Source organism: Nonomuraea sp. NPDC059007, from assembly GCF_042740555.1.
Lineage (GTDB): Bacteria > Actinomycetota > Actinomycetes > Streptosporangiales > Streptosporangiaceae > Nonomuraea.
This window is the reverse complement of sequence record NZ_JBHYJD010000072.1, coordinates 1-15,471: the sequence shown is the minus strand read 5'-3', so window position 1 is coordinate 15,471 and position 15,471 is coordinate 1. Positions and strand designations below refer to the sequence as shown.

Below are 15,471 nucleotides of genomic sequence, written 5' to 3'. Positions count from 1 at the left end.
CAGGTCCGCCCGATGAGAAGGAATCTGCTGTGATCCGCACCGTGCTCACCGCCCTGACCGTCCTCAGCACTGCCGCTGCACTCTTGGTCGCTGCGGCACCGGCCCAGGCTGTGCCGGGTGACCTGGTGTGCCTGCCGCCCACCAGTTCGACGGTCACCTACACGCCGCCGCTGAGCACCAGCCCGCAGACCGTCACCATCAAGACGACCAACCTGTTCGGTCCGTGCACCTCCGTCAGTGTCCCGGCGATCACGTCGGGCACTTTCACCGGCTCCTTCGTCGTGCCGAACCGCAGCTGCCTCACCCTGGCCGGCTCGGGCGCCTCCACCTCCACCATCACCTGGAACACCGGCCAGACCAGCACGTTGAGCCTGAACTACACCACCACGATCGCCGGCGCTGTCTACACCTCCGTCATCACCGGCGTGGTCAGCGGCGGCCTGTTCGCCGGTGACAGCGTGATCAGCAACCAGAGCGGCCCCGCCACCGACATCCTCACCTGCACGCTCGGGCTCGGCACCGTCTCAAGCATCTACACCGTCGGCACCATCACCTTCGCCTGACCGCTCCGGCACACCCCCGCAGGGAGTTCGAACATGGCCTGGAAACTGATCCCGGGAGCCTCCACGACCCTGCCCGTCGCGATGGCCTACGCCCGTGACGGCGAGCTGTTGGTGTTCCATGTGGGCACCGACCAGATCGTCTACCTCAACCGCCGACCTGCTGACACCTGGCTGGGCTGGCAGAAGTTCCCCCAGCCCGCCCAGACCAAGTACGCCGTGGCCGCAGCGAACGGGCCCGGGGGCAACGTGATCGTCTTCCACACAGGGCTGGACGGAAAGCTCTACCAGTCCGGGCAGGACGGCGCAGATGGGTGGACGCCATGGGAGTTGCTGGACGGCGGCACCGGCAACACCCCCAGGCCATCGCGGTGGCTTCCGACGGGCGCCGCATGGCTTGGTGCCACATCGGCGGCAGCAAGAACGTCCACACCGACGAGATCACCTTCATGACCGCCGAGTAGCGGTGATGCGACGGCGAGCGGCCTGGGTTCCGGTGGCCAACAAGGTCATCGGCACCTGGGCACCCCGGCGGAGGGACGCGGAGCCCCTCGCCGCGCTGGCCGAGCACGCCAGAAGTCTGGAGAAGTCCGATCACCACCTCGACCAGGGCTTCACCGACGACATGACGGTGCTGTGGCAAGCCTTCACCACCGCTGAGGACCTCTCACCGATCGGCCGCCTGGCGTTGCGCCAGGACGTGGTGCGCCGCTTGGCGATCCGGCTGCGGGTTGCGGCCCAGCCTGGCCATCTTGCCCAGCGCCCGCTGCGGCCGGTCTTCGTCATCGGGTTGCCCGCTCCGGCACCACCCTGCTGCACAGGCTACTGGCCGACGCTCCAGGCCTCCGGGCACCAATGCTGTTTGAGCTGCTCGACCCCCGGCCCGCTGGAACAGGCCAGAGCCTGCGGGCGATGCGCGCGGGCCTGACGGTGGCCTCCTCGCGCGCTCTGGCTCCGGCCACCCGCGCGATGCACCCGCTGCACGCGCGCCAGCCTGAAGAGTGCAGTTTCCTGCTTCCCCATGGCCTCTTCCACCACGCCCGCATCAGAGTTCCCGGCTATCTGGCCTGGCTGGCCGAACGCGCCGACAACGCGGCTGCCGAGGACTACCGCTACCTCGGACGGCAGTTGCGGTTCATCGACAACCAGGACGCGCCGTCGCGCTGGGTACTCAAATGCCCGGCCCATCTGTGGTCGCTGCGGGCGCTCCTGGCTGCTTTCCCGGACGCGACGTTGGTGTGGGTACACCGCGATCCGCTGGTCGCCCTACCCTCCTGGTGCAGCCTGACCGAGGCCACCATGGGCATGCACACCGACCGCGTCGACCTGACAGTCCTCGGGCGCGACTGGCTGCAGATCTGGGCCCAGGCCCTGACCCGGGCCATGCGCGTACGCGAGCACACAGACCCCGCCCGCTTCATCGACGTCCCCTACGCGGAACTGACACACGCCCCGGCATCGGCCATCGCCAGGGTGCTCGCCCAGCTGGGCGAGCACCCTCCCCCTGCCGGTGCCGTGCCCAGGTCAGGGACTTCACCACACCACTACGATCTGCCGCGCTACGGCCTGGAACCAGCCTCGATCCTGGACGCATTCGCCGGCTACGTGAGACGGTTCGCGGCCGAGGTGTCCTGACACCGGCTTCATCGCCGTCGCGGCGTGAACACCGTGGAGGGTTCAGCAGGTGATGATGAGGCCGGTCAGGGCAGAGCAGTTCGCCGAAGTGGTGTCGTTGGAGGCGTTGGTGTCGGAGGGGCTGCTGCTGGTTCTGGCCGCCGACGCGGGAAGCGAGCCGAGGGCCAACGTGCTGATCTGGGCGGTGAAGTTGTTGGTCTGGGCGGCAGAGGCCGCCAGGCCGGACAGGGTGCAGGTGACCGTTTTGGCCGTCGCGTTGTAGGAGCAGTTTCCCGGCAACGCGCTCACGCCGGTCGTCTGGGGCGGCAGCGTGGTGGTGACGGTGGCTCAGGTCGCGGTGGCGGGGCCGTTGTTGGTGGTGGTCTGGGAGTAGCCGACCGTCATCGACAGAGCTGGGCCGCCGGTCGCGGTGAGCCCGAGAGCCAGGTCTGCCTCGTTGAGGACGGTGAACACGATCGGGTCGGGGCTCAGGGCTCGTTGGTGCCGTTGAAGGCCAGGTTGAAGAAGGCCAGTTGGCAGGCGGCTGGGGGCACGGCGGCGACAGTGGTGTTGATGACGACGGACGCGGTGCTGTTGGCGGGGATCTTGTTCGTCTGCGGGTAGTCGACGATGAAGGTGTTGTTGGTCATTTTGCAGGTGGTGGGGGTGGGGCCGGAGACGACGGCGCACGAGGTGTCGTCCTCGAAGAACCTCACCGGCGATCTGCGGCTGAATTCGCCGTCGGCGTACACCGGGCTGGCGGTGTTCTTGGTGATGGTGTAGTGATGGTCACCGGGTCACCGGGTCGCCGGGAGAACCGGAAGTGGTGGACAACTGCAAGGTCCCGTGGGCGCTGGTGGCTGTCGCGGGCGCGGTGTAGGCAGCGGCCGGACTGGCGAGCAGAGGTACGGCCGCGCGGGGCAGCGCCGCCAGGAGCCGGCAGGCGGTGCCACTTCCGATCATGCGAGTCTTCCTCTCAGAGGGTGTTCCATCATCAAGATCTCCCAGCCTGGGCAGGAGGGCAAACGGTCAGCGCGCCGTGAACCCGCGGCGCCGGCTTTCACGGCCGTTCAACCGGCTGAACCATGCTCTGGCACGGCGGAGCAGATCGACGCGGTGGCTCCGCTCGGTGATGATGTGGGCAGCAAGATCGACGAAGCGGCCGTCGCGGAGCTGGAAGGCCGCTGTCCCCGTGGCGGTTGAACCGCGGTCCGGCACCGGGGCGACGATAGGACCATGTGCAAGTCCCTTCGGTAGGTCCGCGAGAACAATCTGGCCGCCGGGCTGCCCATTTATCCCCAATGGGTGACACATGGTGACCAGATGAGGTCACCTCGCGTGTCTTGAATGCGTGTCGATAAGCCGTAAAGGTCGTAGTAAGGGCGTCAGTGGATCGTCGTGTCGAGACGTGCCCTGCCGGGTGAAGTCGTCCCATGCGGTCCGACGTTGTCCGTGACGGCGAGGAGAGAGGGCTCCGATGTCGAAAGCGACCATCACCGGTACGTGGAACAACCAGAAGTTGACCAAGCCGCTGCCCCCGAACGCCAAGGGCTACAACACCGACCGGCTCACCTGGGGGACGCCACCGCAGGGAGGAGAGCCCAACGCCTACCGCTTCCAGGGCGGTCCGGTAGAGGTGCCGGTGGACGGGACCGAGTTCGCGGTCGGCACTCTCACTCATTCCAACCGCCCCACCACCGCCAACGCGGACTTCCAGGTGTTGCTGCTGTCCAAGCTGGTGCGAGACGGGGGTGGCGAGCTCAGCTTCGTGCTGGGCTTCGAGCACCAGGAGACCCCCGACCTGAACGGCCCGATGGACGACATCCTCAGCTGCCTGGGTGGCGGCGACGTCGGCCAGCCCATCACCATCGACGGCGTCCCCTACCGGCTGCGGCCCACCCGGCTGCTGAAGGAGGGCCAGGACCCCACACCCACGCTCGTGATGGCTGTGGGCGGCCCCGGCCTGGCCGCGAGCTGTCCCGAAGGCACGGACACCTCGGTCCGGGTGATGGCCGTGATGTGCCGCTCCGACAAGGTCGACCTACGGATCACCACGGTGAACTTCCGAGGCCAGGCCACCGGGCAGGGCGATGAGTATATCGAGATCCAGAACCTCGGCGCCGCCTACGTCAACCTCAAGGGGTGGACGGTCAACGCCGGCGAGGCCGGCCAGGACTTCACCTTCCCCGACTTCACGATGATGTGCGGCTACCGGCTGCGTGTTTACACCAACGAGATCCACCCCGAGTGGGGCGGCTTCTCCTTCGGCATGAAGAGCTCCATCTGGAACGACAAGGGCGACACCGGCAGCCTGCGTAAGCCGGACGGGACCGTGGTCGTCACCTACGGCTATGGCGACCAGGCCACGTCCTGACCATCGTCTGCCACTACCCGCCCACCGGTCCGGTGGGCGGGCTTGCGGCGTGGCGATCTGGGGCCGGCGTTCCTCCTCGCCATCCAGCGAAAAGATCCCCACCGGCGGTAGTCCCCGGGATGTCTGGGCGGTTGTTGCTGCGGCCGAAGCCTGCGCGGTGCTGACGGATGCCGAAGCTGACAACCTCTCGGTCGAGACGTGGATCAGCTGGCCTGACCATCCCTGGCGGTGAGCGGCCCCGGTCAGCCCCGCGCACACCGGGCCGGCTCCAGCCGCCATGGTGCGGTGTACCGAATTTCGAGACGATCCGTAGTTATCCTGCTACGGTCCGTTTGGGTGCGTTGCTCCCAGCGTCGCGGGGTGGGAGCAGAGGGGACACGCCCAACACCTGACCCCCTGCGAGGCGCCGTAGCCGGGAGGGCCGCTATGGCCGTCGATCGTGAACGCCGCTCCGCCACGGTCACGCGGCTGACCGCGTTGCACACGGACGGCACCTTGACCACCGAGCACGTCCGCCTGGCGGCCCGGGGCCTGAAGGTCACCGAGCGCACGATCTGGCGCTGACTCGATCAGCCGCAGGACTCCGCCGTCGGCAGCCGGGACAAAGGCCGGGACAGAGGCCGGGAGCGGGCAGTCGGGCAGCCGCGCGTACGGACTCACCCCGACCGACCGGGAGGCCTTCGCCTACTTCCGCGGCAACGTCGCGACTGTGCATCGCGCCCGCGCCGCGGTGGTCGAAGGCACGCACGCCGGAGACTTAAGCGCCGTTACCGGGGTGGCGGTGCCCGATTTCCTGCGCCAGGGCTGGACGGGCGCCGCGCCGTTGGCGTTGCGGACGTTGCAGGAGGCCTTCGCCCGCCAGCTCACCCCGGCCGAGCGAGCCGCGGCAGTGGCACATGATCGTGCTACTCTATGCAATTGATCGACTACTCAATGTCTCATGGCTGGTGCTCCTCAGCTCCCAGAGAGGCGAGGGAACAGATGGAGATCCTTTCCCGCACCACCCAGGTGGGACACGACCTTCTGCAGGCCTCTCCGGAAGGTGCTCGATCATGAGACTTCGGGCGCGTACTCTTACCAGTCTGGGCAGACGTATTCTCCTACGGGCGGCGGGAAAACACGGCTTCAATCTTTCCCGGCTCCCTGATCGCGCACTGATGCCGCTCCGACGCGATGGGCTGGATCCGGTCCCGGAGCTGAAGAGCCTGCGTGAACGTGAGCCGATCTGCCGGCTACGGCTGCCACTCGGGTTCAACGCCTGGCTGGTGACGGGCTATGCCGAGGCTAAGGCCGTACTCGGCAAGACCGAGGGAATCAGCACCGAGTTCACCACACTGGTAGACGGCATCGGACTGGCACAACCAAACCCCGGCGGCCTCGGCCTCACCGATCCACCCGTGCATACTCGCCGACGCAGCCTGTTGACCCCTGAGTTCACCAGGCGGCGGTTGGCCAGGCTCGCTCCCCGGATCACGTCCATCGTGGCCGAACACCTTGATCTCATGGAACGCGCTGACGAGCCGGTCGACCTGTGGAGGTCGTTCGCCCTGCCGATTCCCACGCTGACGATCTGCGAACTGCTGGGCGTGCCGTATGAGGACCGCGCTGACATCCAGCGGCTGAGCCAGGCACGGTTCGACCTCTTCGAGGGTCCGCACGCATCTTTGGGCGCGATATCGCAATCAATGTCCGCCATGCTGGACGTCGTCAACAAGCAGCGGACATGCCCGGATGACGGGCTGATCGGCATGCTGATCAAAGAACACGGCGACCAGATCGACGACCAAGAACTGGCTGGGCTCGCTGACGGTGTGCTGACGGGTGGGATAGATCCTCCCGCGAGCACGCTGGCTCTCGGCGCGATGATCCTTGCGCAGAATCCGCAGCACGTCCGACTGATCCGCGATGATCACGCCGCCATCGGCCCGTTCGTCGAGGAACTCCTGCGCTACCTGTCGGTGGCACAGGTGGCCTTTCCCCGATTCGCCACACAAGATATGCGGATCGGCGGGGTACAGGTCGCTGCCGGCGATGTCATGCTGTGCTCGCTGAGCGGCGCCAACCGGGATCCGGCACTGGGCGAGAGCGTGGAGCGCTTCGACCCCACCCGCAAACCCACCTCACATCTGGCCTTCGGCCACGGCATCCACCGCTGCATCGGCGCCGAACTGGCCCGCATGCAACTCCGCACCGCCCTGCCCGCACTGATCTCCCGATTCCCGCATCTGCGGCTCGCGGTCGAACCCGGACAGATTCCCTTCCTGAAAGCCTCAGCCGTATACGGCGTCGACTCTCTACCAGTACTGCTGAACCAGAGGCAAGAGCATTCAACCCCCGACGCGGCCGCGGCGGGTGAAGCGGCGGGCGGCGAGCAGGAGCAGGAGCATGCCGAGGGCGGCGAGGAGGGTGGTCTCCAGCAGGGCTGGAGGCCGCCAGTCCGCCCAGGTGGGCCCGGCGAAGATAGCTGGCGGCCGGGTAGTGCTGTGGCGAGGGTGTGGCGGATCGCGTCGACGGCGTAGCTGACAGGGCTGAGCGTGGTGGCGGCGGCCAGCCAGGCGGGCAGGCCGGTGAGCGGGAACATGGCGCCGGACAGGAACAGCAGGGGCAGGGAGATGAGGCCGGTGACGGCGTGGAAGGTCTGGGTGGTGCGGATGCTGACGGCGAGCAGGGCGCCGAGGCCGGCCATGGCGAGCGCGGTGATGGCCAGTTGGAGTACCACCAGGGCGAAGGTGATCGGCTGGTAGGGGATGCCGAACAGTCCGGCGAGGATGAGCAGCAACGTGGCTTGGCAGGTGGCCACGGCTGTGGCGCCGAGGCATTTGCCGATCAGCAGGCTTTCCCGGCGGATGGGGGCCAGCAGCATCTCGTGCAGGATGCCGCGCTGGCGGTCGGCGACGAGCGAGGAGCCGACCGTGAAGGCGGGGTGACGACGGTCATCACCAGGACTCCGGGGAACAGGAAGAGCAGGTACTGCCCGCCGATGCGGTCGCTGGGGATGACGTTGGTGAGGCCGACGCCCATCACTGTCAGGAGCAGGACCGGCTGCACCAGGAGCAGGGCCAGGCGTAGCCGTTCGCGGGTGAACAGCAGCATCTCGCGCTGGAAGATGGCGGCGGCGGCGCCGATCTCTGCCGCGGCTTGGGCGCCGAGGGCTCGGGTGGCGAGGGTGGGGAGGCTGGTCATGGGCATGCCGTTGCCTGCCCTGCCGTGGCGGGTGGCGGGTGGTCGACGGTGTGGCCGGTCAGGGTCAGGAACACCTCGTCAAGGGTGGGGCGGGTGAAGCTGACCGATTCGATTCGACGGTCAGGGCGGCGCACAGGCGGGGGCCGAACGCGGCGCCGTCGGTGACGGTGAAGGTCAGCCCGTCCGGCCGGGGAGTGACGGGGAGGGCGAAGGTGTCGCGCAGGCAGGGGGCGGCGCTGTGGTCGTCGCTGGTACGCAGGTGGATGCGGTCGTGGCCGATGCAGGCTTTGAGCGCGGCGGGGGTGTCGCAGGCGATGAGGCGGCCGCGGTCGATGAGGGCGATGCGGTCGCAGTGCTCGGCCTCGTGCAGGTAGTGCGTGGTCAGGAACACGGTCAGGCCTTGTTGCTGGTGCAGGTGGGTCCAGATCTGGTCGCGGGAGCGGGGCTCCAGCCCGGCGGTGGGTTCGTCCAGGAACAGCAGCTTCGGGTGGTGCAGGAGGCTGCGGACGATCTGCAGGTGGCGTTTCATGCCGCCGGAGAAGGTGCGCACCAGGTGGTTCCACCGGTCGAGCAGGTCGCGGGCGCGGGTTCGGGCGTCTTAGGTGGTAAGGCCGTGCAGGCGGGCGTGCAGGCGCAGGTTCTCCCAGGTGGTCAGGTCGCCATCGAGGGTGCAGTTCTGGGACAGGGCGGCGATGTCGCGTCGGACGCGGGCGGCTGCGGTGACTCACGCGGTGGGATCATGAGCGGCTTCCGTCGGGGAGCGGTCGTCGGGGTTGAGAGCCAGGAACGCGGCACCGGCCAGCGCGCCGCCCACGAGGTCGGCGGCGAGCCAGAGCCAGATCTTGGACCAGTCCAGCAGTCCCATGCTGGCCGCCCCCACGGCGACGGCCGGGTTGAACACCGCGCCGGACACGCCACCCACCGCGAACGCCCCGGCCGCGACGGTGAACCCGATGGCCAGGCCGTAGAAACTGTTGCCGGGGTGGTCCTTGCTGGTGGCGGCGTTGAGCACCACGTAGGCCAGCGCGAAGGTGAACAGCGCCGCGCCGATCGCCCGCCCCGAGGGCGAGAGCGCCTGGACCTGGGCGGGCCCGGCCACGAACGTTGCCGCGAATGCCGCCGCCACCGCGGCCGCGAGCTGGGCGATCCAGTAGGGCACGGCGTCGGCCAGGGTGATCCGGCCGCGCAACAGTACGGCCAGCGTCACGGCCGGGTTGTAGTGCGCGCCCGAGACGTGGCCGCCCGCGTACACCATCACCATCAGGACCGCCCCGATGGCCAGCGGCGCGAGGGGAACGGCGGCGCGGTGTTCGGGTGAGCACGCACGCTGGGGCTGCCTGATCACCAACACGCACGCGGCGGCGAGCGGCGCCTCACCCGAGGTCCGGCAGGTCCTCCACGAGCATCACGACGCGCTGCGGACGGCCATGCGCGCCCAGTTGCAGGCCGCACACGACGGCGGCAGGGTGCGGCCCGGGCTGAACCTGGACGCCGCGGCGGAGGCGCTGACCCTGCTGGCCTACGCGGTCAACCTGCGCTCGCGCGCCGGAGCCTCGGCGGACGAACTGCTGGCCGGCGCGCGAGCCCTACTCGACGGTTTCACTGTGGACGAGTAGGACCCCTCCGCGTGTGAAGGGAGACGATCAGCCGGTGGGGCTGTTCAGGGTGACGGGTGTGGAGCCGAAGCGGAGTTCGTGCTGGCGGTTCAGCCAGGCGCGCTGGGCCCAGGGGTAGCCGCCCAGGAAAGCGGCGCCACGCTTGGCCAGGCGATAGCGCCAACTGGCCGATCGGGCGTCGCCCTGTCCGCGTGCCTCGCGGCGTTGAAGCTGCTGCGCGCGGGTGATCTCGGGCTCGCGCTCGGCTTGTACGGCGTGGCATGCCGTATCGATCGCGGCCGGGTCGGGCGAGGCGCCGGAGGCGAGCGGAACCAGGTGGTTGGCCGTCACGATCGCGTCGCGTAGTGCCAGGTTGATGCCCTGGGCGCGGACCGGGGACATGGGGTGGGCGGCGTCCCCGAGCAGCAGCACGCCGGGTGTGCTCCAGGAGGCGGCGCGGCCGACGAGGACGTTCAGCCGGACCGGTCCTTCCAGCTGTTGCCGGTGGGCCAGCAGGTGACGGGCGAGCTCATCGGGCGCGGAGGCGATGGCGATGTCCGGCCAGTCATCGCCTCTGAGGGCGGCGAGGCCGTCCTTGGGCATGATCAGGCCACACTGCAGCAGATCGTCCCAGGAGGTGTAGGCGACGAGCGGATGGTGGCCGGAACGGACCATGATGTGGAAGTCGCAGCCATCCCGCGCGGGGACCGGCGGGGGCGCTTTGAACCACAGCACGTCGTAGGACTCGGGGGCGCGTTCCAGGTCCAGGCCGCTCTTGGTGCGCACCGACGACCCCCGGCCGTCGCAGCCGATGACCAGGTCGGCGTCCCAGTCCTGAGCGCCGTCGGTGGTGACCATGCGCGCGCCGGTGACGCGGCCGCGGCCGTCGCCCAGCACGTCGGCGAACCGGGTGGCGGGGTGGAAGGCGAAGCCCGGGTAGGCGCGCGCCTGATCGATGATCCCGTCGAGGAGGGCGGCCGGCGAGGCGACGCGGAAGGCCAGGTCGCCGAGCTGGGTGACCGGCTCGGGGATGGTCAGGACTTCGTGGCCGTCGATCCAGATCCGCCACCGTTCGACGGTGCGCTGCGGGATGCGGGTGACCAGGTCGCCGAGCCCCGCCTGCCGCAGGGCGTCCAGGCCCAGCGGCATCAGGCCCTCGCCGCGGAAGACGCCGCCTGCCGAGGGTTCGCGTTCGGCCAGCCGTACCCGCGCTCCGTGGCGAGCCAGCAGCAGGGCCAGTGTTGCCCCGGCCGGCCCCGCGCCCACGATGATGACGTCCATCATGCCTCCACAGGTAAGAGCTTCCAGGTTAATGCGACGGTTCGTTGCATGCAACGAACCGTCGCATTAAGGTGTGGCCGCATGGAAGCCTCACCTCCACAGCGCCGGGTCGGCGGGCGCAGCGCGCGCGTCACGCAGGCGGTGCACCTGGCCACCGTCGCGGCCCTGACCGATCGCGGGCTGGCCGCTTTGACGATCGAGGACATCGCGGCCCGGGCCGGGGTGCACAAGTCGACCATCTACCGGCGGTGGGGCACGCGTGAGGCGCTCCTGGCCGACGCGCTGGCGAGCCTGACCGGCGGCCGGATCACGGTGCCCGACACCGGACAGCTGCGAGGTGACCTGGTGGCGCTGGCCCGGCAGGTGCGCGACGTCATCGTGCACCCGGCCAGCCGTACGCTGATGGCGGCTCTTGCCGCCGGCCGTCATCACGACGCCATGGCCGAGGTCGGCCACCACTACTGGCGGCACCGATACGCCGCCGTGCGGCCCATCCTGGAGCGGGCGGTCAGCCGCGGCGAACTGCCTGCGACGGTGGACGCCGACACGCTCATCACCCGGATCGTCGGCCCGATCTGGTTCAGCGTGTTCGGCCCCGGCTTCGAGGTCGACGACACCTTCGTCGACGGCTGCGTCGATGTCGCCCTCAACGGCACCTGAGAGCGCCTGCCTTCACGGGATCAGCCGAGCCGAGGTGGGCGCCAGCGCCAGGTGGGATTGGCATCTGGGGCGATGCCGCGACGCCACAGGGCTGCGGGAGTGAGGCGGATCATGGTGGTCAGGGCCCGGTGGGCGGCGCGGGAGGTGGCGCGGCGGCCGTCCGCCCGGGCAGCGCGTGCGGTGGCTTGGGTGCGGGGGCGGCGATCAGCGTCGTAGCGGCGCAACGCCGTCTGAACGGTGGGCTCGGTGGCGAGGGCGGCGGCCAGGACGACGGCGTCCTCGATCGACTGGCCGGCGCCTTGGCCGCGGTCGGGGCTCATCGCGTGCGCGGCGTCGCCCAGGAGCGCGACGCGGCCATTGACGTAGGTGGGCAGGGGGCCGAGGTCGCGGATGTCGATGTGGATCACCGCTTCGGCTGGGGTGGCGTCGATCAGGCCGGGGATCGGGTCATGCCAGTCCTGGGTACGGCGGGCCGCCTCAGCCTTCTCCTCGGCGTAGCGGATGCCGGGCCGATCAGCTGTGGTCACCAGGGCCCAGTACGCGCGGCCGCGGGACAGGGGATGGATGAGGAAGTAGGCGCCGGGTCCCAGCGTCATGCTGCCCGGCAGCCCGGCGAACGGGGCGACGCCCAGCCAGGCGGTCCGGCCGAGAAAGCGAGGTGCGGGATGATCGGGCCAGAGCAGGCGCCGTGCCGTACTGCCGGTGCCGTCGGCGGCGATGACCAGATCGGCGCTCAGCTCCCCGACGGCGACGCCGTCACGGTCCTGGCTGATGACGGTGGCCTCGGTGCCCGTGCGGATCCAGTCGGCGGGTAGCGCCTCCATCATGAGGCGGTGCAGGTCGGCGCGGTGGAAGGCGAGCAGCGCCGACACGTCGCCGGGGTGGGCACGCTGCAGGTGGCGGCCGTTGGGGGTGCGCAGGTTGGCGGTGGCGAACGTGGACACGCCCACCTGGCGGGCCTGCTCGCCGACGCCGAGCTCGTCGAGGGCGCGCAGGGCGTTGGGAGCCTGAGACATGCCCGCGCCGATCTCGCCCAGCTCGGGTGCGCGTTCGAGCACGGTGGCCTGCCAGCCGATGCGGCGCAGGGCCAGGGCGGCGGCCAGGCCGCCGATGCCGGCACCGATCACGATGGCGCGGCCGGTCACGACTCGTCCAGGGGCGGGGCGTTGTCGAACACCTCGGCCATCCAGGTGAAGGTGGCCTGTGCCTGACGGATACGGGCGGCTCGCTCGCCGTCCGGGCCGACCAGGTCGAGGCCGCGATGGGTGATGTCGAGGAAGGCGGTGATCCCGGCGATCTGCTTGCGGACCACGGCGTGCCAGGCGTCGTCGGCCATCCGGTAGTACATGGTTCGATCACCCGGCCGGGTGCGCCAGGACAGGAAGCTCATGCCGGTCAGCAGCCGCAGGTTGAGGGTGAGGGAGGCGCGGCTGGCGCCGATGGCGGCGCTGATCTGCGCGGCGGACTGCTCGGCCGGGTCGCACACCATGAGCCAGCCGAGGATGCGCCCGGCGATGGGCGGCACGCCGTCGCGGGCCAGGTACATGGCCACCTGCTCGGCCCACTCCAGCAGCTTCTCGTCTTCCTCTCTTTTCATGAGTTTTAGTATGGGTTAAATTCTGTGTATCCAGCAAGAGGTGAGCCGGGAAGTCTGGTCGGCCCGCGACGCGGATGTGCGTGCGGAGAAACGGGAGGTCTTCCCCATGTCGTTGCTGCGTTGCGGTCTCGTCGCCGGACCGGTGTTCCTGGCCGTGTTGTGGATCGACGGCGCCACCCGGCCCGGATACAGCCTGTGGCATCACGGGGCCAGCCAGCTCGGCACCGGTGAACGGGCCTGGCTGCAGACCGGCAACTTCCTGCTCGCCGCCGTGCTGCTCGGCCTGTTCGCGCTCGGGCTGCGCCGTACCCTGCCGCCCGGCGGGCGCGGAGCCGCCTGGGGACCGGCGTTCCTGGCGATCGCGGCCGTGGGGCTCGCGGTCGGCGGGCTGGTGCCCACCGACCCCGCGCTCGGCTACCCGCCCGGTCTGCCGGAAGGTCTCACCACGGCCGGGCGCGTTCACCAGGTCGCCGGGCTCGCCCTGTTCGCGGGGCTCGCCGGCGGCGCGTTCGCACTGGCCCGACAGTTGCCCGGAACCGGCCGCTTCATGCGGATTTCCGGCGCCTTGGTCATCGCGTTCGCCTTCGCCGCCGGCATCGCCTACCGGCTCGACACGCTCGGCCTGTGGCGACCGGCGCCCGCCGGCCTGCTTGAGCACCTGTCGCTGGTGGTGGGGTTCTGCTGGATCACCGTTCTGGCCGTACGGCTCGCTCAGCTGCCCTCGTTCTCCCGCCGGCCGTACAGCAGGCCGTAGCGGTCGATCCGCCACAACTGGGCGAGTACGAGCAGGACGGTGCCCAGCACGAGCGGCCAGATCTGCAAGGCGATGAGCCCCCAGGCGATCAGGACGAACCCGACGAGCCCGGCGACGATCAGCAGTCTCAGCACGACCTGGTGTTCGCCGGGCAGCTTGCCTTCGACGTGGAGCTGCTCGCCGTAGATGCCGCGGGCCGCCCAGCTGTCCGGGCCCACGGGGCCGAAGATCCGCACGTTGAACCAGAACAGCCAGGCCAAAACCACAGCCAGCCCGGCCAGCGACCACCAGCCGATCCATTCGCGGCTCCAGATGGCCAGCTCGAAGAAGGGGATCGCGGCGAAGCGGGTCCACACGCTCCACGGGTTCGCGTGCCGCTTCCAGGTTTCGCCGCTCATGCCGTGAGCGCCGGCGACAACGTCTTTCATCATTCTTCTTTTGTATAGAACTTTCAGAGATCTGTAAACATTCGAAGAGCTGGTAATCGTCGCTAGGTGAGCAGGGACGAGCAACTGCGCGAGGCGGCCGAGAAGCTGGCGCTGACGTTGGCCCAGGGCGGCATGCAGAAGACGACGGCGCGCGTCATGACCGCCCTGCTGTACACCGAGCAGGACTCCATGACCGCCGCCGACCTGTGCGAACGGCTGTCGATCAGCTCCGGCGCCTTCTCCACCGCCGTCAAACGGCTCATCCCGATCGGCCTCGTCGAGCGCGTCCCCGCCCCCGGCAGCCGCCGCGACCACTACCGCTTCCGCCAGGGCGCCTGGGCGAGCCTGATGTCACAGCAGAACGCGATGCTGAAGGTCATGGCGATGTCGCGAGCGAAGGCATCGCCATCGCGGGCCAGGACGGCACCACCGGCCGCCGCCTCCACGAAATGCAGGATATCTACTCCTACATGACCAACCACGTGATTCCCCTCATCGACAGGTGGCGCGAGCGCTACACCACAGAGCACAGCTGAACCGGTCCCCCTCGAACAGACCGAGGCTGTGCCCTTCACGACCCGGACCGAGCCAGCACAAAGCGCGGAGGACGAAACGCCGCTGTCTGATTCGCGTCAAGGTCCGTCTGGTGCGGCGGATCGGACGCTGTTAACGTCGTGAGTGGAGCGCCGGGAAGCCTGGTCGGCAACGTCACATCGGATCCGACCGCCGGAGGCGCCTGTGCCTGCCGTACTCATCGATGGCCTGATCAAGTCGTTCGGCTCCGTCCGTGCGCTGGACGGCCTCGGCCTGACCGTACGGACCGGAGAGGTCCACGGCTTCCTCGGCCCCATCGGCGCTGGAAGACCACCGCGCTACGCATCCTGCTCGGCCTGCAACTCGCCGCCGTCCTCGACCGGCTCGGCGGCGAAGGCGTGCTGACCGATACCTTCCTGGCCACCGTGTTCGCAATCATGGGCCTGGTCGCGGGCGGCTTCGCCGTGTGGGTGACGGCCGGACTGGCCATGCTCCTGTACGGCCTGCTCCCCCGGCTGACCGCACTCACCTGGGCCGCGCTCGTCGCCTTCGCCCTCCTGGGCCAACTCGGCGAGGTGCTCCAGCTACCCACGTGGACGCAAAGCCTGTCCCCCAACGCCCACCTGCCGAAGGCACCCGGCGCAGAGGCCGACGCCGTTCCCCCGATCTGGCTCACCGCGCTCGCCGTGGCTCTCTGCGCAGCCGCAGTCACCGCCTTCCGCCGTCGCGACCTGATCGGAGACTGACCTTGCTCCTCCTCGCCTTACTGAGCGTCCTCGGCCTCGTCGTGCTCGCGTTCGCCGCCGACCATCTGGTGCTCGGCTCCGGCAGACTGGCCGAACGGCTCGGCATCCAGCCGGTCGTGGTGGGCGTGGTCGTCATCGGCTTCGG

The 15,471-nt window shown here is 69.4% G+C and carries 25 protein-coding genes and 2 pseudogenes; 14 read left to right on the top strand and 13 right to left on the bottom strand.

What is annotated here, in order from left to right; translation table 11 throughout:
- Positions 1-29: 29 nt before the first annotated feature.
- The 4 genes from ACFWY5_RS53530 to ACFWY5_RS53515 are packed head-to-tail and all read left to right on the top strand — an operon-like array spanning position 30 to position 2,195.
- Positions 30-563 (top strand): hypothetical protein, encoded by a 534-nt coding sequence (locus ACFWY5_RS53530; protein WP_379627608.1) that lies wholly within the window; start codon positions 30-32, stop codon positions 561-563.
- 33 nt (positions 564-596) lie between these two features.
- The gene (locus ACFWY5_RS53525) at positions 597-1,013 is read left to right on the top strand and encodes a hypothetical protein (RefSeq protein WP_379639684.1); all 417 of its coding nucleotides are present in this window, start codon (positions 597-599) and stop codon (positions 1,011-1,013) included.
- Between the two features lie 16 nt (positions 1,014-1,029).
- On the top strand, positions 1,030-1,488 hold the full coding sequence (locus ACFWY5_RS53520; protein WP_379639683.1) for a hypothetical protein: 459 nt from the start codon (positions 1,030-1,032) through the stop codon (positions 1,486-1,488).
- Positions 1,371-2,195, top strand: coding sequence for a sulfotransferase family protein (locus ACFWY5_RS53515; RefSeq protein ID WP_379639718.1), 825 nt, complete (start codon positions 1,371-1,373; stop codon positions 2,193-2,195). Before ACFWY5_RS53520 ends, ACFWY5_RS53515 begins: the two co-directional genes overlap by 118 nt.
- Positions 2,196-2,237: 42 nt before the next feature.
- Here the strand turns inward: ACFWY5_RS53515 and ACFWY5_RS53510 are convergent.
- The 3 genes and pseudogenes from ACFWY5_RS53510 to ACFWY5_RS53500 all read right to left on the bottom strand — a co-directional run.
- A pseudogene (locus ACFWY5_RS53510) lies at positions 2,238-2,507 on the bottom strand (hypothetical protein); the annotation flags it as partial.
- Between the two features lie 15 nt (positions 2,508-2,522).
- Positions 2,523-2,648 carry a hypothetical protein gene (locus tag ACFWY5_RS53505; protein WP_379639682.1) on the bottom strand — a complete coding sequence of 42 codons (126 nt, stop codon included), beginning with the start codon at positions 2,646-2,648 and terminating at the stop codon, positions 2,523-2,525.
- 14 nt (positions 2,649-2,662) lie between these two features.
- A complete protein-coding gene (locus ACFWY5_RS53500; RefSeq protein WP_379639681.1) occupies positions 2,663-2,824 on the bottom strand; it encodes a hypothetical protein in 162 nt (53 codons plus the stop codon).
- Between ACFWY5_RS53500 and ACFWY5_RS53495 the strand changes: the two genes are divergently transcribed.
- On the top strand, positions 2,817-2,957 hold the full coding sequence (locus ACFWY5_RS53495; protein WP_379627618.1) for a hypothetical protein: 141 nt from the start codon (positions 2,817-2,819) through the stop codon (positions 2,955-2,957). The genes ACFWY5_RS53500 and ACFWY5_RS53495 overlap by 8 nt on opposite strands.
- Before the next feature lie 6 nt (positions 2,958-2,963).
- On the opposite strand, the gene ACFWY5_RS53490 is transcribed toward ACFWY5_RS53495, so the two are convergent.
- Together ACFWY5_RS53490 and ACFWY5_RS53485 are read right to left on the bottom strand one after the other, a co-directional pair.
- Positions 2,964-3,137: a hypothetical protein gene (locus ACFWY5_RS53490; protein ID WP_379639679.1), complete on the bottom strand. Its 174-nt coding sequence runs from the start codon at positions 3,135-3,137 to the stop codon at positions 2,964-2,966.
- Positions 3,138-3,203: 66 nt separating this feature from the next.
- Positions 3,204-3,392 carry a hypothetical protein gene (locus ACFWY5_RS53485; RefSeq protein WP_379627620.1) on the bottom strand — a complete coding sequence of 63 codons (189 nt, stop codon included), beginning with the start codon at positions 3,390-3,392 and terminating at the stop codon, positions 3,204-3,206.
- A gap of 259 nt (positions 3,393-3,651) precedes the next feature.
- Between ACFWY5_RS53485 and ACFWY5_RS53480 the strand changes: the two genes are divergently transcribed.
- The 3 genes from ACFWY5_RS53480 to ACFWY5_RS53470 all read left to right on the top strand — a co-directional run bounded on the left by ACFWY5_RS53480 (position 3,652) and on the right by ACFWY5_RS53470 (position 7,067).
- The gene (locus tag ACFWY5_RS53480) at positions 3,652-4,548 is read left to right on the top strand and encodes a choice-of-anchor K domain-containing protein (RefSeq protein ID WP_379639678.1); all 897 of its coding nucleotides are present in this window, start codon (positions 3,652-3,654) and stop codon (positions 4,546-4,548) included.
- Between the two features lie 426 nt (positions 4,549-4,974).
- On the top strand, positions 4,975-5,112 hold the full coding sequence (locus ACFWY5_RS53475; RefSeq protein WP_379639677.1) for a hypothetical protein: 138 nt from the start codon (positions 4,975-4,977) through the stop codon (positions 5,110-5,112).
- Positions 5,113-5,600: 488 nt separating this feature from the next.
- Positions 5,601-7,067 (top strand): cytochrome P450, encoded by a 1,467-nt coding sequence (locus tag ACFWY5_RS53470; protein ID WP_379639676.1) that lies wholly within the window; start codon positions 5,601-5,603, stop codon positions 7,065-7,067.
- Between the two features lie 26 nt (positions 7,068-7,093).
- Here ACFWY5_RS53470 and ACFWY5_RS53465 read toward each other — a convergent pair.
- The 4 genes and pseudogenes from ACFWY5_RS53465 to ACFWY5_RS53450 form a co-directional block, all read right to left on the bottom strand.
- Positions 7,094-7,411: pseudogene (locus ACFWY5_RS53465) on the bottom strand (ABC transporter permease); the annotation flags it as partial.
- Positions 7,375-7,731 (bottom strand): hypothetical protein, encoded by a 357-nt coding sequence (locus tag ACFWY5_RS53460; protein WP_379639675.1) that lies wholly within the window; start codon positions 7,729-7,731, stop codon positions 7,375-7,377. The gene ACFWY5_RS53460 and the pseudogene ACFWY5_RS53465, both read right to left, overlap by 37 nt.
- Positions 7,732-7,795: 64 nt before the next feature.
- Positions 7,796-8,281: an ATP-binding cassette domain-containing protein gene (locus ACFWY5_RS53455; protein WP_379639674.1), complete on the bottom strand. Its 486-nt coding sequence runs from the start codon at positions 8,279-8,281 to the stop codon at positions 7,796-7,798.
- A gap of 174 nt (positions 8,282-8,455) precedes the next feature.
- Positions 8,456-8,992 (bottom strand): aquaporin, encoded by a 537-nt coding sequence (locus ACFWY5_RS53450; RefSeq protein ID WP_379639672.1) that lies wholly within the window; start codon positions 8,990-8,992, stop codon positions 8,456-8,458.
- A 13-nt stretch (positions 8,993-9,005) separates the two neighbouring features.
- On the opposite strand from ACFWY5_RS53450, the gene ACFWY5_RS53445 reads away from it, so the two are divergent.
- On the top strand, positions 9,006-9,347 hold the full coding sequence (locus ACFWY5_RS53445) for a TetR family transcriptional regulator C-terminal domain-containing protein (RefSeq protein ID WP_379639671.1): 342 nt from the start codon (positions 9,006-9,008) through the stop codon (positions 9,345-9,347).
- A gap of 27 nt (positions 9,348-9,374) precedes the next feature.
- Here ACFWY5_RS53445 and ACFWY5_RS53440 read toward each other — a convergent pair whose 3' ends face one another.
- Positions 9,375-10,610, bottom strand: coding sequence for an FAD-dependent oxidoreductase (locus ACFWY5_RS53440; protein ID WP_379639670.1), 1,236 nt, complete (start codon positions 10,608-10,610; stop codon positions 9,375-9,377).
- 78 nt (positions 10,611-10,688) lie between these two features.
- Between ACFWY5_RS53440 and ACFWY5_RS53435 the strand changes: the two genes are divergently transcribed.
- Positions 10,689-11,267, top strand: a complete 579-nt coding sequence (locus tag ACFWY5_RS53435) for a TetR/AcrR family transcriptional regulator (protein ID WP_379639668.1) — start codon at positions 10,689-10,691, stop codon at positions 11,265-11,267.
- Positions 11,268-11,287: 20 nt separating this feature from the next.
- Here the strand turns inward: ACFWY5_RS53435 and ACFWY5_RS53430 are convergent, their stop codons facing one another.
- Complete coding sequence (locus tag ACFWY5_RS53430; protein WP_379628045.1) at positions 11,288-12,412, bottom strand: FAD-dependent monooxygenase; 1,125 nt, start codon at positions 12,410-12,412, stop codon at positions 11,288-11,290.
- Positions 12,409-12,864: a GbsR/MarR family transcriptional regulator gene (locus ACFWY5_RS53425; RefSeq protein ID WP_379628043.1), complete on the bottom strand. Its 456-nt coding sequence runs from the start codon at positions 12,862-12,864 to the stop codon at positions 12,409-12,411. Before ACFWY5_RS53425 ends, ACFWY5_RS53430 begins: the two co-directional genes overlap by 4 nt.
- 40 nt (positions 12,865-12,904) lie before the next feature.
- Between ACFWY5_RS53425 and ACFWY5_RS53420 the strand changes: the two genes are divergently transcribed.
- Positions 12,905-13,618 carry a DUF998 domain-containing protein gene (locus tag ACFWY5_RS53420; RefSeq protein WP_379628041.1) on the top strand — a complete coding sequence of 238 codons (714 nt, stop codon included), beginning with the start codon at positions 12,905-12,907 and terminating at the stop codon, positions 13,616-13,618.
- Here the strand turns inward: ACFWY5_RS53420 and ACFWY5_RS53415 are convergent.
- Positions 13,576-14,049: a DUF6653 family protein gene (locus tag ACFWY5_RS53415; RefSeq protein ID WP_379628039.1), complete on the bottom strand. Its 474-nt coding sequence runs from the start codon at positions 14,047-14,049 to the stop codon at positions 13,576-13,578. The two genes, ACFWY5_RS53420 and ACFWY5_RS53415, sit on opposite strands and share 43 nt — an antisense overlap.
- 63 nt (positions 14,050-14,112) lie before the next feature.
- On the opposite strand from ACFWY5_RS53415, the gene ACFWY5_RS53410 reads away from it, so the two are divergent.
- From ACFWY5_RS53410 to ACFWY5_RS53400, 3 genes are all read left to right on the top strand, one after another.
- Entirely contained in the window at positions 14,113-14,520 is a 408-nt protein-coding gene (locus tag ACFWY5_RS53410; RefSeq protein ID WP_379628036.1) for a GbsR/MarR family transcriptional regulator, read from the top strand.
- A gap of 264 nt (positions 14,521-14,784) precedes the next feature.
- Entirely contained in the window at positions 14,785-14,985 is a 201-nt protein-coding gene (locus ACFWY5_RS53405) for a hypothetical protein (protein WP_379628034.1), read from the top strand.
- A complete protein-coding gene (locus tag ACFWY5_RS53400) occupies positions 14,979-15,326 on the top strand; it encodes a hypothetical protein (protein ID WP_379639667.1) in 348 nt (115 codons plus the stop codon). The genes ACFWY5_RS53405 and ACFWY5_RS53400 overlap by 7 nt, the downstream gene beginning before the upstream one ends.
- Positions 15,327-15,471 lie beyond the last annotated feature (145 nt).

Coding starts and splice junctions, on each gene's coding strand:
- ACFWY5_RS53520 (WP_379639683.1), top strand. CDS start 1,030: ATGCGACGGCGAGCGGCCTGGGTTCCGGTGGCCAACAAGGTCATCGGC.
- ACFWY5_RS53435 (WP_379639668.1), top strand. CDS start 10,689: ATGGAAGCCTCACCTCCACAGCGCCGGGTCGGCGGGCGCAGCGCGCGC.
- ACFWY5_RS53440 (WP_379639670.1), bottom strand. CDS start 10,610: ATGATGGACGTCATCATCGTGGGCGCGGGGCCGGCCGGGGCAACACTG.
- ACFWY5_RS53425 (WP_379628043.1), bottom strand. CDS start 12,864: ATGAAAAGAGAGGAAGACGAGAAGCTGCTGGAGTGGGCCGAGCAGGTG.
- ACFWY5_RS53475 (WP_379639677.1), top strand. CDS start 4,975: ATGGCCGTCGATCGTGAACGCCGCTCCGCCACGGTCACGCGGCTGACC.
- ACFWY5_RS53525 (WP_379639684.1), top strand. CDS start 597: ATGGCCTGGAAACTGATCCCGGGAGCCTCCACGACCCTGCCCGTCGCG.
- ACFWY5_RS53415 (WP_379628039.1), bottom strand. CDS start 14,049: ATGATGAAAGACGTTGTCGCCGGCGCTCACGGCATGAGCGGCGAAACC.
- ACFWY5_RS53445 (WP_379639671.1), top strand. CDS start 9,006: ATGGCCAGCGGCGCGAGGGGAACGGCGGCGCGGTGTTCGGGTGAGCAC.
- ACFWY5_RS53450 (WP_379639672.1), bottom strand. CDS start 8,992: ATGGTGATGGTGTACGCGGGCGGCCACGTCTCGGGCGCGCACTACAAC.
- ACFWY5_RS53500 (WP_379639681.1), bottom strand. CDS start 2,824: ATGACCAACAACACCTTCATCGTCGACTACCCGCAGACGAACAAGATC.
- ACFWY5_RS53490 (WP_379639679.1), bottom strand. CDS start 3,137: ATGATCGGAAGTGGCACCGCCTGCCGGCTCCTGGCGGCGCTGCCCCGC.
- ACFWY5_RS53460 (WP_379639675.1), bottom strand. CDS start 7,731: ATGACCAGCCTCCCCACCCTCGCCACCCGAGCCCTCGGCGCCCAAGCC.
- ACFWY5_RS53470 (WP_379639676.1), top strand. CDS start 5,601: ATGAGACTTCGGGCGCGTACTCTTACCAGTCTGGGCAGACGTATTCTC.
- ACFWY5_RS53480 (WP_379639678.1), top strand. CDS start 3,652: ATGTCGAAAGCGACCATCACCGGTACGTGGAACAACCAGAAGTTGACC.